8 protein-coding genes are annotated in these 13,867 nt (G+C 70.9%); all 8 read right to left on the minus strand.

The genetic code is table 11. From position 1 onward, the window contains the following. Window positions 1–12: 12 nt before the first annotated feature. The 8 genes from ACH4S9_RS25440 to ACH4S9_RS25475 are packed head-to-tail and all read right to left on the minus strand — an operon-like array spanning window position 13 to window position 13,788. On the minus strand, window positions 13–6,549 hold the full coding sequence (locus ACH4S9_RS25440; protein WP_398373943.1) for a DUF4157 domain-containing protein: 6,537 nt from the start codon (window positions 6,547–6,549) through the stop codon (window positions 13–15). Continuing rightward, complete coding sequence (locus ACH4S9_RS25445; RefSeq protein WP_398373944.1) at window positions 6,546–6,851, minus strand: hypothetical protein; 306 nt, start codon at window positions 6,849–6,851, stop codon at window positions 6,546–6,548. Before ACH4S9_RS25445 ends, ACH4S9_RS25440 begins: the two co-directional genes overlap by 4 nt. Continuing rightward, window positions 6,842–8,878 (minus strand): AAA family ATPase, encoded by a 2,037-nt coding sequence (locus ACH4S9_RS25450; protein ID WP_398373945.1) that lies wholly within the window; start codon window positions 8,876–8,878, stop codon window positions 6,842–6,844. The genes ACH4S9_RS25445 and ACH4S9_RS25450 overlap by 10 nt, the downstream gene beginning before the upstream one ends. Before the next feature lie 33 nt (window positions 8,879–8,911). After that, window positions 8,912–9,820 carry a Pvc16 family protein gene (locus ACH4S9_RS25455; protein ID WP_398373946.1) on the minus strand — a complete coding sequence of 303 codons (909 nt, stop codon included), beginning with the start codon at window positions 9,818–9,820 and terminating at the stop codon, window positions 8,912–8,914. A 4-nt stretch (window positions 9,821–9,824) separates the two neighbouring features. Continuing rightward, window positions 9,825–10,556: a hypothetical protein gene (locus ACH4S9_RS25460; protein WP_398373947.1), complete on the minus strand. Its 732-nt coding sequence runs from the start codon at window positions 10,554–10,556 to the stop codon at window positions 9,825–9,827. Beyond that, on the minus strand, window positions 10,549–11,361 hold the full coding sequence (locus ACH4S9_RS25465) for a hypothetical protein (protein ID WP_398373948.1): 813 nt from the start codon (window positions 11,359–11,361) through the stop codon (window positions 10,549–10,551). Before ACH4S9_RS25465 ends, ACH4S9_RS25460 begins: the two co-directional genes overlap by 8 nt. Window positions 11,362–11,408: 47 nt before the next feature. Beyond that, entirely contained in the window at window positions 11,409–11,933 is a 525-nt protein-coding gene (locus ACH4S9_RS25470) for a phage tail protein (protein WP_311728446.1), read from the minus strand. A 7-nt stretch (window positions 11,934–11,940) separates the two neighbouring features. After that, complete coding sequence (locus tag ACH4S9_RS25475) at window positions 11,941–13,788, minus strand: phage tail sheath family protein (protein ID WP_398373949.1); 1,848 nt, start codon at window positions 13,786–13,788, stop codon at window positions 11,941–11,943. Window positions 13,789–13,867 lie beyond the last annotated feature (79 nt).

Raw genomic sequence — 13,867 nt, forward strand, 5'->3', positions numbered from 1 at the left:
CTCCTTGCCGTTCTACGAGAATGTAAAGTGTCCTGCCCTGTGGCGCTCTTCGACCCGTTTCATCGCCTCGTCGAGCGTGTATAGGGGCATGCCCTTGGATGATTTCCATGTATCTAGTTTATTGCGCATATCTGCAATGTCGATAAAGGGTTGTGAGCGGTTCGGGAGTCCCTTGGCGTATTCCGCGTCCCTCACTTCCTGGACGGCTGTTATAAAGTTGGGTGTCTCTCGCAGGGCCGTATTGAGTTCCTGCTTGCTCGCGGTGTTTATGTTGACTGGAGCCGGCCTGCTGCCGGGTATGGGTGGTGCGGGAATGGGTAGAGTGGCGCTGGTGATCGGGTCGAACTTATCCCAGTCCAAACGGCTTCTTCCATTTGCTTCCGGCTTCCTGCTGTAGAGTCCCCATGATGCCGTGAATGTCTTGGGGAATCCGGGCGGATAGTCTCCCGCAGCGTATTTTTCCGGGTCGATCATCCGCCCCGGATATTTATACGGGGAACCTCCTTCCCAGCGCGTCAACTCGACCTTATACCAGCCCACATTCTCCGGGTTTTTGTTTATTGACCCGAATGTCATGGCTGCAAACTTCTCGAAGCTATCGTAGAAGGGGCCATTGATCGAGTTGAGTGCTGGCACAAAGTTCGATGTCTTGGCGGGCCCGCCAAGCTGCCTGGGGATGAGGTGCATTCGGTCCCACTGAGGCTTTCCAGGGCTGTTGAGGCCATGGTCGTCCACGTATGTCCAGCCCTCGGTGTACTGCCCGCTGGGTGCCTGCCCGTTCCTGTCGGCCCATTTTGCGTTCACAAATGTTGCCTCGGTTTCCTGGCCAGGGCGTCGGCCCATCCGCGGCTGAGGAATGATTTCAGGGTCCGGCAGGCTGTGTTGGTTCAGGTAATCATTCATTTCCTCCGAGAACCCGTTGAGCACGTCCTCTTCGGGGTTAAGGGTCGCCCTGATGTTGAACTTGGGACTTCCTTCCTTGAACAGGCTCGTGAGTCGGTAGTACTGGCGAAGGGCGCCGAGTAGTTGCAGATGAGCCGTCTGCGGTATTCCGGGCTTAAGGCGCTTCCTCAGGATGCGGCGGATGCGCTTGACAGCGTCGCCCAGCCGCTCGTCCTTGGACTGCTTCTCTTCCTTCTTCCGCCCATCCTTTTCTGGTTTGGACTTGGGCCTTCCCGGGCCACTCTTTTCGGGACGGGGCTTGGGCTTGTGTGGGCTCTTCTTATTCGGCCTGGACTTGGTCCGGTCCGGTCCGTCCTTGTCGGGGCGGGGCTTGGGTTTGTCTGGTGTGTCCTTGTCTGGCTTCGGCTTCTTGTCGTCCGGCTCCTTGTTCGGCTTCGGCTTATCCGGCGTATCCTTGCCGTCCGTCTTGGGCTTGTTCGGGTCCTTGCCGTCTTCCTGCGGTTTGCCCCGGGTGTCGCCCCGGTCGTCCTTGGGCTTGTTGCCCGGGGTGGTGTCCTCCTTCGGCTTGGGCTTCGGCTCCGGCTCGGACTTGGGCCTCGCGGGAGGCTCCGGATTTGGCTTGGGCTTCGCGGCCGGGGTTGGGCGGGTGTTCGGGCGGTCTTCGGTGGGCTTGGGCTTGCCGTTCTTGTCCTTGGTCGTGGGGGCCGGGGTCTTGGCGTCGGCCTTCGTCGGCTTGCCTGATGGCTGCGCCGCGGGCTTCGCGGGGTCCGGTTTTGTGGCGGGCCTTGGTTTGGTCGTGGTGGTGGTCGTCGGGCGGGCGGGCGCGGGGGTGTTGTGTTTGTTCGGGTCCGGCTGCTGCGTCTTCTGGCCGCCGGGCTTGTCGCCCCGCTGGTCCGAGCCCTCCGCGCCCGCTCCCTTGCCGCTGGCCCCGCCCTTGTCGCCCTTGCCCTTGCCGAGCCTCGCCGCGACCCCCTTGAGCCGCTTGCCCACCTTCGACACGTACTTGCCGATGCCGCTCAGCAGCCACTGGTACAAGGTCTCCAGCAGCGCGACCACACCCGCCGCGACCGCCTTCGCGAAGAGCACCCCCGCCCCGCCCATGCGGACGGCCTTCAGCCAGTCCAGAACCATCCCCAGCGCCCGCAGGATCGCGCTCAGCGCACCCCAGGCCGTGCGGATGGCGTCGATGACCGCCATCGCCCACCCCGCACCCGGGATCAGCTTGGCGACAACCTTCGTGATGACCAGCTCGCCGATGATCAAGGGGAGTTGGGGAACGACGGCGGCCCACGCCTCCTTGACGATCTGGTCGAGGCTGTAGCCGCCGTTGATCAGCTTGTCCAGGATCGCCTTGGGGACGCCGATGATCTCCTGGATCTTCTCCTGGAACCACTGCTTGACGGCCGAGGAGACCTCGCGGAAGAGGTGGTTCTTCGCGCCGTCCACCGCCGAGTTCTTCGCGCCGCTCAGCCAGCCGCCCGGGTCCATGAGGAAGTCGACGGCGATGAGCATCCACGCGCCGAGCGCGTTCAGCAGCTGGGAGGCGAAGTCCAGAACCGCCTTGACCGCGCTGACGACTGCGTCGACCGCGGCCTGAAGGGCCTTCTTGAGGATGTCGAGGATGCTGCTCAGCAGCTTGCCGAGGGCGTTCAGCAGATCGGTGATGATCTGCTTGAGCATGTTGGCGAGCTTGTTGACGAGGGCGATCGCGGCGTTGATCAGCCCCGTGATGAAGTTCCGGATGCGCTTGGCCAGATCGACGATGGCCCGCACCATCGCCTTGGCGAACTCGATCAGGTCGTTGATGAAGTTCTTGATCGCATCGACGATGGCCTTGCGAGCATCGTTGATCCAGCGCTCGACCGTCTCCTTGAAGTTCTTGATGAAGTTGACGACCGCGTCGCGCGCCTCCCTGATGACGCGGACGATCGCGTTCTTGATCTCGATGACCTTGTCTTTGATCCAGTTGAAGGCCTTGCTGACCCAGTTGCCCGAGTCGTTGACGCTGGCGTCGCGTTTCTTCTCGGCATCCCGTTCGGCCTGGTCGCTCTTGTCCTGGATCTTTTTGTCGCTGTCGTCCTTCTCCTTGCCGACGTCCTTGTCGGTCTGCTCTTCCTTGTCCTTGACGTCGTTGCGGATCTTTTCGTGCCGCTCGGTCTTCTTGTCGCCGAGGGACTGGAGCTCCTTGTCCTGCTCCGAGCGCCAGTCCTCACGCTTGGCGGTGACCTCCGTCATCGCCTTCTCGCGCTCGCTCGCCTGGCTCTTCGTGTTGGTGTCGATCTCGGCGTCGACCTGCTGCTTGTGCTTCTGCTGACCGCCCCGGAAGTCGCGGTCCTTGGCCTGCCGCCCCTCGGACATGCTCTTCCGGCCGTCCGAGAACGCGGCCTGGAACTGCGGCCCGCGCTCGTGCTCCGCCACCTCCGAGGCGGCCTCGGGCGGTACGGCTCCCGTCGACGCGCCGCCCCCGGGCCCGCCGCCTCCGCCGCCCTGCCGGCCGGGGACCTTGGCCGCCATCTCCTCCTTGGGAGCGTCGGGGTAGACCTGGTCCTCGCCCATGGGGCGGGCGGCGTCGTCGCGGCCCGTGTTGACGGTCTCCTGGCCCTTGGTGTCGACGGCGGAGCCCTGCTCGCCGGCCGTCTGGTCGGCGGCGCCCTGCATCTGTACGCCCGGCGCGTTGCCCGCCTGGGCCTGCTTGAGTGCTTCGTCCTTGGTCGGCAGCCCGGCGAACTTGGCCGCCAGTTCCTGCGCGTCCACCTTGAAGCCGACCCAGCTCAGGACCTTGCCGATGCCGAAGCCCAGGGCCATCTTGAAGGTGTCCCAGCCGCCCGGCTCCTCGGCCTTCTCCGCCTCGATCTGGCCCTCGGGCTCCTTGGCGCCCGTGACCTCGGCCTCTTCCTGCTCGGGGGCCTCGGACTTCTGGGCCGGATCCTGCGAGTACTGGGCCGGCGCGTCGGCCTTGGGCTTGCCCTGGAGGGTCTGCGGAGCGCCCGCCGGGCGCTGCATCGAGGGCGGCGCGGCGGCGAGCGCCTTGTGTTCGTCGCCGACGGTCCGGTCCACTGAGCCGCCCACGCCGCTCATGGCCTCAAGCGCCGCGTGGGGCTTGAGCTTGGAGGCGGTGGACAGACCGGCTTCCGGGGACACCTGGGAGAGGTTCGGGGCCGGGCCTGCGTTCTTCTTCTTGCCCTTCGCCGGGGCGGAGGCCTTGCCACCGCCGCCCCCACTTCCTCCACCCCCTCCGCCGCCACCGCCCGGTGCCTTGGCGGCGGGAGCCGACTTGGGCTTCGTGCCCTTCGTGGCCGCTGCCGGGGCGGGGGTTTCGGGCTCGGCGGCCTGCTTGGGTTCCGGGGCGGACGGTGCCGACTTCGCCGCCGGAGCCGCTGCCGGAGCCTCGGCCGGGGCTTCCGTACGCTCCGCAGGGGGACTCTGCTCGCTCTGTGCCCCGCTGCTCGCCCCACCCGGCGTATCCGCGTTGGACCCGCCGGAGACCTGGGTGTCCCGTGCGGGTGAAGGGGATTGTGCGTCGGCCGTCGGCTCGCTCTTGCCCGCCGGAGCCGCGTCCGTCTTCTTCTGCTCCTCCTTGGCCGCGGGCTCCTGGGCCGCCGCCTGACCGCCCGCCGCTTGCTGGGACGCCTTCTCCGGCGCGCCGCCGGACTTGTCGCCCGCCGCGGGGGTGCCCTTCTCCTCCTTCGCGGCCTGTTCCTTGGCCTCGCCGCCCCCCTCGGACTTCCCCGCCGACTGCTGCACCGTCACCTGGGCGTCGACGGGCCCGGCCTTCGGATCGGCGCCGCTCTTCGGATCCCGCGATGCCGCGCCCGCTCCCGGCCGTGTTTCGGCAGCCTGCTCCAGGGCGAGGCCGCCGAGCGTCCCGCCCCCAGGACCGTCCTCGTCCTCCTCGGCCGCCGGCTCCGTGTCGGCAACGGCTTCGGTGCCGTCCTCCTCGGGCTCTGCCTCCGCCGCCTCGTCCTCGGCGTCCTCCGCGTCCCGCTCGGCCTGCACCTTGTCGGCCTTGGTCACCGGGGGAGCGGGGAAGGACGGGACCGGCGGGGTTGCGGACGAGGACGGGTCCAGCCGGTCCGCGGTCGGTACGCCGGACACATCGAGGTCCTGGGCCGGCAGGAAGTCCTCCGGCTGGAGCTTGACGTCCCAGGCGCTCTGCTCCCCGCCCCCGACATCCACCTCCGACTCGCTGCCGGAGGCGAACGGGTCCTCGTCGGCCTTCTCCTCCGGGCCTTCGACGTCCTGATTGCGCTTGCCGTCGAGCGTGGAGAACGGGCCGGGCTGCTGAGTGTCCTCGCCAGACGTCGTCGGCGAACCCGTAGGCCTCTCGGCCCCGCGCTTGTCCTCCTGCTTCAGCTGCTGGCCCGCCACGAGCGAATCGACCGCGCCTGGACGGTTCTTGGCCGCCGACTCCTCCTTGCTCGGGGTCGGGACGCCCTGCTGATCCTGCCCTTCCTTGCCCTTCTCGCCGCCCTCGGACTTCTTCTCGCCGCCGCCCTGTTGCCCGCCCCCGGACTTCCCGCCGGAGGACGAGGACGAGGCCGACTGTTGCTGGGACTGGGGTGCCGCGGCCCGTGCGGCTGGGGCCTGGCCGCCGGATGGCTCGCCGGACGCGGAGCTTCCGCCCTCGCGCCCCGCGCCCGCGCCCGGCTTCCGCTCCTGGCTTCCGCCGCGACCCTCCTTCTCCGCGGCACCGCCGTTCCGCGGCGTGCTGCCGGGGGCGCCCTCCTCGGCAGGCTGGTCCGTCTCCGGGCCCGGTGCCGGAGTGGGCCGCCGCTCCTCCTCGCGTTCCTCCTCCGCCGTCCGCCGCTCCGTATCGCGCTCGAACAGCAGCTCCTCGACCGGATCCGGTTCGACGACCGGGGCGTCCAGCGACTCCCGCTCCGGATCCCCGTCGGCCTCGATCTCGTCCACCAGGTCGAGCACCCGCTCCTGCTCGGAGCTGAGCAGCCTGGTCTCAAGGCGGTCGAGGACGGCGTCCTGCAACTCGTCCGACAGCCGGGCCAGTTGCATACGGGTGCGCTTCGAGCGGTCCTCCGGGTCGCCGCGCAGCGAGCGCACGACCGAGTTGGCCAGCCGGTCCACGAGGGTCGCCGGGTCGATCTGTTCCGTCCGGTGCCGGTCGGCGTCCACGGTGGTGTACCGCAGCCAGCCCGGCGTGGCCCGGCCCTCCTCGACCTGGGCGGCCCGGTCCGGAGCGGCCGCGTTCCCCTCCGCCTCGCGTTCGATCGCGTCCTGCCGCACGGACACCGCGCCCACGTCGCGGCCCGCGCGCAGCGCGCCGAGGCCGTGGGGGTTCTGGACGGTGTGCAGGAGCTCGTGGGCGAGGAGGCGCTGTCCCTCCGCCGTACCGGGCCGGAAGGTGTTCTCGCGGAAGAAGATGTCCTGGCCGACCGCCACCGCGTCCGCGCCCAGCAGCTCCGTCAGCTGCCCCGCGTCGCGGTCGGTGTGCAGGCGGACGCGGCTGAAGTCGTGGCCGAGCTGTTCCTCCAGCTCCCGTCGGACGCTCGGGTCCAGTGGCTGGCCTGCGCCGCTGACGATGTCCTTGGGCTCGGGCGTACGGGAGTTGGCCGTGCGCTCCTTGCGCTTGCGGCGCTTCGCGGACTGGGCCGAGCGGTCGTCCTGGGCCGAGGCCTGGGAGGTGCTCATGGCCGCTCTCGCCCCCTTCCGGACAGGCCCGCGTGCACGGCGCGGGCCAGCGCCTCGCCCAGGCGGGTGGGGGAGGTGGTGGCGGGCAGCGGGGGAAGGTCCGACAGGACGTCCAGAGCGCGGTGTTCGCCGTCCGTCGCCAGCGGTACGCCGCGCTCCCGTACGAGCCGGGACAGCTCGGCCTGGAACGCCGCGGAGACCCGGTCCGGGTCGACCCGCGCGTCGAAGCCGGACAGCGCCAGCTCGCCGATCTCCACGCGCACGGTTTGCGGCTGCTGCCCGTACCCCTCGTTCAGACCCATCCGTGGACCTCCGAGGGCGTGAGCGAGCGTTCCAGCTTCAGGTATTCGGTGCGCGCCGCCGCCAGCATGTGGCGCATCTGGAGCCGGTCGCCCTCCTCGGCCGCGAGGAAGGCGCCGGACAGGGCGATGTTGCGGATCGAGCCGCCCGACACGGTCAGCTGGGCCAGCCGCTCGGCGTCGATGTCCTTCATCGGGGCCTGGGCCGGGAGCACCTTGCGCCAGATCTCGGCGCGTTCGCTCTCGCCGGGGAAGGGGAAGTCGACGACGAAGCGGATGCGGCGCATGAAGGCCGGGTCGAGGGCCTTCTTCATGTTGGTGGTGAGGACGGCCAGGCCCCGGTAGGCCTCCATCCGCATCAGCAGATAGCTGACCTCCAGGTTGGCGTACCGGTCGTGGCTGTCCTTCACCTCGCTGCGCTTGCCGAACAACGCGTCCGCCTCGTCGAAGAGCAGCAGCGCGCCGCCGCGTTCTGCGGCGTCGAAGACCTTGCGCAGGTTCTTCTCGGTCTCTCCGATGTATTTGCTGACCACCTGCGAGAGATCGATGATGAAGAGATCGAGGCCCAGTTCCTTGGCCATCACCTCGGCGGCCAGCGTCTTGCCCGTGCCGGAGCCGCCCGCGAAGAGGGCGGTGACGCCCAGACCCCGGCGCAGCGTCCCGGCGAAGCCCCACTCCTGGTACACGGTGCCCCGCCGGCGTACGTGCGCGACGATCTCGCGCAGGATGCGGCGCTGCCGCTCGGCCAGCACCAGGTCGTCCCAGCCCGCCTCCGGCTCGATGCGGCGCCCCAGCTCGTCGAGGCCGATCCGCGCCTCGGTGAGCCCGGCCCGCCAGGCCAGCTCGGTGGCGTCCAGCTCGTCCTCGTCGGGGAAGTCGCGGCGTACGGTGGCGGCGGCGGAGCGTATGACGTGCGGCGGCAGCTGGAACTGCGCCACCAGGGAGCGGAGGTGGGCCTCCTCGACCTCGGGGACGTCGGCGAAGGCGTCGGACCACAGGCCGAGTTGCTCCTCGTCGTCGAGCCGGGGCACGGTGACCCGCTCGCCGCGCGGCCGGTCGGTGTGGCGCGGGTCCGGGATGGACACCACGAGGGGTACGGCGGCGCCCGCGATGAACGCGTCGGCGGCCGCCGCCTGTTCGCGGTCCAGCTCGCCGACCTCAAGGAGCAGGGCCGCCGGCAGCAGGATCGCCTCGCGCTGCCACAGGCGGGCGAGACGGTCGCGCTCGGCCGGGTCGGTGGGCAGATCCTCCGCGGCCATGGCGTACAGGCCGAGCCCGGAGCGGCGGGCGGCGGCGGCCGCGATGTCCGTACGGGACGGCACGTCGCCGCCGACGAGCTCGACCCGCAGCGGGGCCTCCGGACGGGACTCGGTCCAGCCCGCCGCCACCCGGCTCGCCGCCAGGTCGTACGAGGCGGGGAGTGCCTGCGGGACGGGGGCGCGGCGCAGCAGGCCGTGCAGGCGGGCGTCCAGGTACGGCGAGCCGGCCAGGAAGTGCAGGATCCGCTCGTCGAGGCGCAGCCGGGTGGTGGTCAGCCGGGTCTCGTCCTCCAGCTCGACGAGCCGCCAGCGGCGCAGCGGGGCCACGGGGGTGAGCGCGCTCCAGTGCGGCTCGGCGAGCGCGGCGAGCGCGAGCGAGAAGGTGGGGTACGTACGGGCCGGGTCGCCGCTGGCGGCCGCGCAGCGGGCGGCGGTGGTCGGGTCCAGCTCGGCGGCGGCGGTCAGCAGGACGACCTCGCGCTCGAAGTCGCTGAGCCCGAAGCAGGTGACGAGGGCGTCGAGGGTGCCGGGGTCGCGGGTGGGGGGTGGTGTGACGGGCAGCTCGCCGCGGGGCGCGGGGGCCGGTGTGGTGTCCCCGGCTCGTGCGCCGTCCGCGGTTGGTCTTTCGGCTTCGGGCGGTTCGGCGTCTGTCCCGGCCTTCGCGCGGGCGCGGCGGGCGTGGGCGTCGACGCGGGCCAGGACCGCCTGGATGGCGGCGGCCAGCGCCGTCCCGTCCGCCGTGGCCGGTCCGCTTCCCTCGTGGGTGCTCATGCGTTCACCCGCCCCCGTCTTCCGCACCGCGCCTCAGCTCTCCTGGCCCTTGGGCGTACCCCTGGTGCCCGGTGCCTTGCGGGTGCGAGTGGGGGAGGCTGTGGGGCCGGTGGGTATGGCCTTCTCGGCGGTTGGCTCGGCGGTCTTGTCGGCCGCTTTCGCCGCCGTCTTCGTGGGCTTCCTCGCCGCCGACTTGGACGCGGCGCGTTTCTTCGCGGGCCTCGGAGCGTCCTGGGCAGGCTCGACCGCCTCCGGCGACGTCACATCCGTGGCTTCCGTGGCTTCCGCGGTTCCGTCAGAGCCCGGCAGCCGCGGCGGCTCCGGCGCGCCCGGGGCGCCGAAGGGCGCCGCCCGTACCGTGTACCGCTCCACCGGCTTGGCCGGGACCGGCCGCTCCACGCCCTCCACCAGGACCAGCGACCCCTGGTAGCAGACCGAGAGGGTGTACGGCGTCTGGTAGAGCATGCCCCAGAGCTTCGAGGTTTCGTCGACGTCCATCTGGATGGGCGTGAACCGCACCTTCTGTAGTGACTCCGCGAGGTCGCTGCCCGCCAGATACGGCCGCTCGGCGGCCTCCTCGATCACGTCCTTCGGCAGGACGGGGATCTCGTGCAGTGTGCGCACCACGCACCCGATCAGGCGCTGCCCGACCAGCTCCGTCTCGTCCCCGTACGCGCTGATCAGGAAGTTGAGGTCCATCGCCGCGGCCGGGCGCTTGAGGAGCGTGCCGTCCGAGGCGCGCGTGGGCAGGTCGTTGTGGCGCATGGACGCGTTCGGGGTGACCTGATACAGGAACACGTTGATGGTCGGCTCGGTGGGCGGCTCGGCCGGGGGCTTGCGGGTCTCGACCGAGACCGCCATGTCGATCTCGGGCCGCAGGTTGTTCGCGATGAGGATGGCCAGGGCCTGGGTGACCGTGGCGAAGGCAAGTGCGTTGCTCATGGCCTCAGCTCCTCGTCTCGCCGCGCGTCAGGTAGTCCTGGAGGCTCAGCGCGGGGGCGCGCCGTCCCGCGTGCTCGGGGCGGGCGCCGGGCGGTCGGCCGCCGCCGGAGGCCGCCGTTCCGGCCGCGCTCACCTCGAGCCGCCCGATCTGTACGTGTACGACGCGCTCGGCGGGCTTGGACCGGCGCCGGGTCACCGGGGCGCGGGCCGCCTCACGGCCGAGCGCGGCGTCGCCGGCCCGGAGGCTCGGCGGCGCGGCGGCGGCCGCCGGAGCGAGGATCGCCTCCGGCGACGCGGGCGCGGGCGCCGTGGTCCGCCGCGCCGGGCCGGGCTCGCCGGGCGTCGTGTCCCGCCGCCCGGGGCGCGGGGTGTCGAGGGCGTCCGGCCGGGGCCCGGGGGTGACCTGGGCGGCGGGGCGCAGCAGCGGCGCCGCGGGTCGGACGGCGGTGGCCGGGGCCGGCTCGGTGCGGGGCGCGGCCTCGGCGCGTACGACGGTGTCCCGTACGGTCTCCACCTCGCGCTCGTACCGCACCGACTCGCCGTGCCACGGCGCCGGTTGGGTCGGGGCGGCGAACAGGGGCGCGGGCTCGTCGAGGGCAGGTGGCTCGGCCCGCAGGCTCTCGATCCGCTCGTACGGGCCGGGCAGCCGCGGCCGTACGTGCGCCGTGCGGCCGTCGGCACCCGTCCGCGGCGCGGGGGAGTGCCGCGCGAGCAGCCGGTCGAAGTAGTCAGACATCTGCGCACAGCTCCAGGTAGTAACGGCGCCGCAGCGGGCTGAGCGCCAGGATCTCCGGCTCGCTCCAGCCGTAGGCGGTGGCGAGCAGATGGACGTCGAGCAGCAGGTCCCGCGCCCAGGAGTCCAGTTCGGTCCACAGGTAGGAGGCGATGTCCAGTTCGGCCGAGGTGGCCTCGCCGCACTCCGGACAGGCGATCTTCAAGGTCACCTCGGCGGCGGGGTCGGCCTGCTCGGCGGCCTCGGCGAGCCGCCGCTGCACGGCCTCGGGGAGCCGCAGGCCGCGCAGTTGGCCGGCGGGGACGGGGCGGCCCGCGCGGGTGGCCGAGACGGTGCAGCGGGCGAGGAGCAGCCGGCGGGCGAGCGCGGCGGGCGAGTCGTCACCCGCGTCACCCGCCTCCGCGCTGGAGGCCGCCGCGTCGAGACCCGCCGGACCCGAGCCCGCCGTGACCGCCTCGATGTCGGCGACGGTGGGCAGCCGGAACTCGACCGTCCATTCGCCCTCCTCGACCCGCAGCGGGCCGTCGCCCCGCCGTGGCCGCGCCCCCAAGTCGCCTGCGTCCAGCTCGAACTCCATGTCCTCGCCGCACGCGCCGCACTCGACCCGCACCTGCATCCGCGCGCCGAAGAGCGCGCGGCGCAGGGCGTACAGGTCCGCCTCCCGCTCGCCGACCGGCATCGACAGCAGTTCGTCGGTGCCGGCCTCCGGACGGGCCGCCCGGTGCAGCAGCAGGGCGCGGCCGGGGCCTTGGTGCGCCAGCCCCGCCTCCCAGGTGGCCAGCAGCTCCGCGGGCCCCGTGTTCGCCATCCGTCAGGCCGTCCTGTTCCGTTACGCGCCTCCGTCGCCTCCGTCGCCTACGCCGGATGGGTGAACGAGGGCTCTTGCGGCTCCGGCACCTCGTAGTCCCGCTCCCAGCCCTCGCACTCCAGCTTGAGGCTCTGGATCGCGACCGCGTTGGCGTTGGCGTCCAGCTCGCCCAGCACCTGGTACTCGCTCGGCCAGGTCCGGTAGAGCTTGTGCGAGACGGCGACCTGGCCCGCCTCGTTGAGGACCTGTATGACGATGTCCTTGCGGAAGTCGGCCAGTGAGACCTCCGAGCCGAGCCCCGCGCCGATCTGCCAGACCTTGTTGGCCCAGCGGTCGAACTCGGGGTCGTGGGTGACGCCGCGCTCCAGGGTGATGCCCTCGAACTCGGAGCGGCCCGGGGACTTCCGGGGCGAACTCGGATCGCCGCCGTGGCGGTGCTTCACGACTTCGGTGGTGCGCTTGAGCGGACTGATCTTGCTGATGCCCGCGACCGTACGACCGTCCCACAGGACCAGGAACTTGAAGTTCTTGTACGGGTCGAAGCGATGGGCGTTGACCTGAAACTCAGCCATCACATTCCTAAATCTCGAACTGTCCGGCCATCTGCTGGATCTTGACGATCACGAACTCCGCTGGCTTGACCGGAGCTATACCGACCACGACATTGACGATGCCGTTCGCGATGTCGTCCTCGGTCGTCGTGTCCTTGTCGCACTTGACGAAGTACGCCTGGCGCGGCGTGCCGCCCTTGAACGCGCCCTTCTCGAAGAGCGTGTGCAGATACGCGGACGCGTTCAGCCGGATCTGCTGCCACAGCTGCTCGGTGTTGGGCTCGAACACCACCCACTGCAACCCGCGGCGCAGACTTTCCTCGACATACAGCGCCAGCCGCCGCACCGGCACGTATTTCCACTCGCTGTCGAGCGCGTCCGCGCCCTCCAGCGTGCGCGCGCCCCACACCACCGGGCCCACCACGGGGAAGGTGCGCAGGCAGTTGATGCCAAGCGGGTTGAGCAGCCCGTTCTCGCGGTCGGTCAGCTTGACGGTCAGCGAGTGCACCCCGGCCAGCCGCGCCTCGGTCCCGGCCGGCGCCTTCCACACGCCGCGCTCGCTGTCCGTACGGGCGATGACGCCGGCGAGCGCGCCGGACGGCGGGAAGGAGCGCAGCCGGCCGGTGAGCGGGTCGGTGAGCTGGAGATGCGGGAAGTACAGGCCCGAGTGGTTGCCGCGGACGGCCTCGAAGGCGCCGATCCCGGCGCGCGCGGCGTCCACGCTGCCCCAGGCCGAGGGCGAGTCGACGAGCAGGAAGATCCGCCGCTCCCGGCACAGCCGCTCGGCCGCGGACAGGACGGTGACCATGTCGTCGGTGGACTCGTACGAGGCGAGCTCCGGCAGCGACAGCAGGTTGACGTCGTCCACGTCGCGCAGCGCCTGGAGGCCGGTCTTGCCCGCCTCGCTGCCGATGATGTCCCGGGGGCCGGGCGGGTCGCCGTCCTCGCCGCCGGTCAGCGGGAAGACGGGCGGGTTGACGGAGGCTTCGAGGCCCAGGTCGTTGGCGCACTCGCCGAGGAAGCGCACCACGTCGTCGGGGTCGATGGACCCGGCGACGACCTGGAGGCGGCGGCCGAAGGCGGTGACCTCGGCGCCCGCGAAGGCGTGCTTGCCCGGGGCGTCCGGCAGCGCGCGCAGCTTGCGCTCCAGGAGCAGGGCGAGCTCGGTGACGTTGCACGGCGCCTCGCCGTCGCAGTCGGGGTCGTAGAGCGTGAACGCGCGCTCGACCTCGCCGATCTTGACCGTCAGCTCGACGTTCAGGTCGGGGAGCTCATGGGAGAACGGCTTGGAGACGGTGCCGGAGGGGTCCGGCCGGCCCTCGCCCACGACCTTGACCCGGATCAGCGCGGACGACGAGTTGATCGCGGTCTCGGCGTAGCGGCCGTGGCCGGGGTCCATGGACAGTCCGGTGAAGGACTCGCGGGCGGTGCCGCGCGCGTCGAGAACCTGGAGGTTGAAGGTCTCGTCCGGGCAGGGGGTGTCATGGTCGACGGCCAGCCGCAGGCCCGAGCCCCACAGGCCGGGCTCCTTGGCGTGCACCTCGAGCACCGGGCACTCGCTGTGCCCCTCGGTGGACTCGAGCGTGACGCAGGCGGCCTTGCCGGTGCCGGCCTTGGCCACGCGCACGATGACCGCGACCGTGCCGCCGTTGCCGAAGAACTGGTGCACGGCGTAGCCGACCGCGCTCTGCGAGGTGAGCCCGCCGAAGCGGCGCTCGAAGTCGGCGAAGCTGGTGATCCGCACCGGCGTGTTCAACGGACCCCGGCGGGTGTGGCCCACGAACGCGGTCACCGAGGTGGTGACCGAGGCGATGGTGCGGACGCTGCTGGCAAGCTCTTCGATGTATACGCCGGGATAGCCCGCGTGCGTCGGCATTCCCCCTCCATTCTCTGAGTGCATCAAGAGATGAGGAGAGGAAGTGAAGAGTGCGCGCGGATTACGTGGCTGCTATGCG

Source organism: Streptomyces sp. NPDC021225, assembly GCF_044332865.1.
Taxonomy (GTDB): domain Bacteria; phylum Actinomycetota; class Actinomycetes; order Streptomycetales; family Streptomycetaceae; genus Streptomyces.

Bases quoted from the DNA above. Each gene is read 5' to 3' on its own strand.
- ACH4S9_RS25440 (WP_398373943.1), bottom strand. From the start codon at position 6,549: ATGAGCACCTCCCAGGCCTCGGCCCAGGACGACCGCTCGGCCCAGTCC.
- ACH4S9_RS25475 (WP_398373949.1), bottom strand. From the start codon at position 13,788: ATGCCGACGCACGCGGGCTATCCCGGCGTATACATCGAAGAGCTTGCC.
- ACH4S9_RS25470 (WP_311728446.1), bottom strand. From the start codon at position 11,933: ATGGCTGAGTTTCAGGTCAACGCCCATCGCTTCGACCCGTACAAGAAC.
- ACH4S9_RS25465 (WP_398373948.1), bottom strand. From the start codon at position 11,361: ATGGCGAACACGGGGCCCGCGGAGCTGCTGGCCACCTGGGAGGCGGGG.
- ACH4S9_RS25460 (WP_398373947.1), bottom strand. From the start codon at position 10,556: ATGTCTGACTACTTCGACCGGCTGCTCGCGCGGCACTCCCCCGCGCCG.
- ACH4S9_RS25450 (WP_398373945.1), bottom strand. From the start codon at position 8,878: ATGAGCACCCACGAGGGAAGCGGACCGGCCACGGCGGACGGGACGGCG.
- ACH4S9_RS25445 (WP_398373944.1), bottom strand. From the start codon at position 6,851: ATGGGTCTGAACGAGGGGTACGGGCAGCAGCCGCAAACCGTGCGCGTG.
- ACH4S9_RS25455 (WP_398373946.1), bottom strand. From the start codon at position 9,820: ATGAGCAACGCACTTGCCTTCGCCACGGTCACCCAGGCCCTGGCCATC.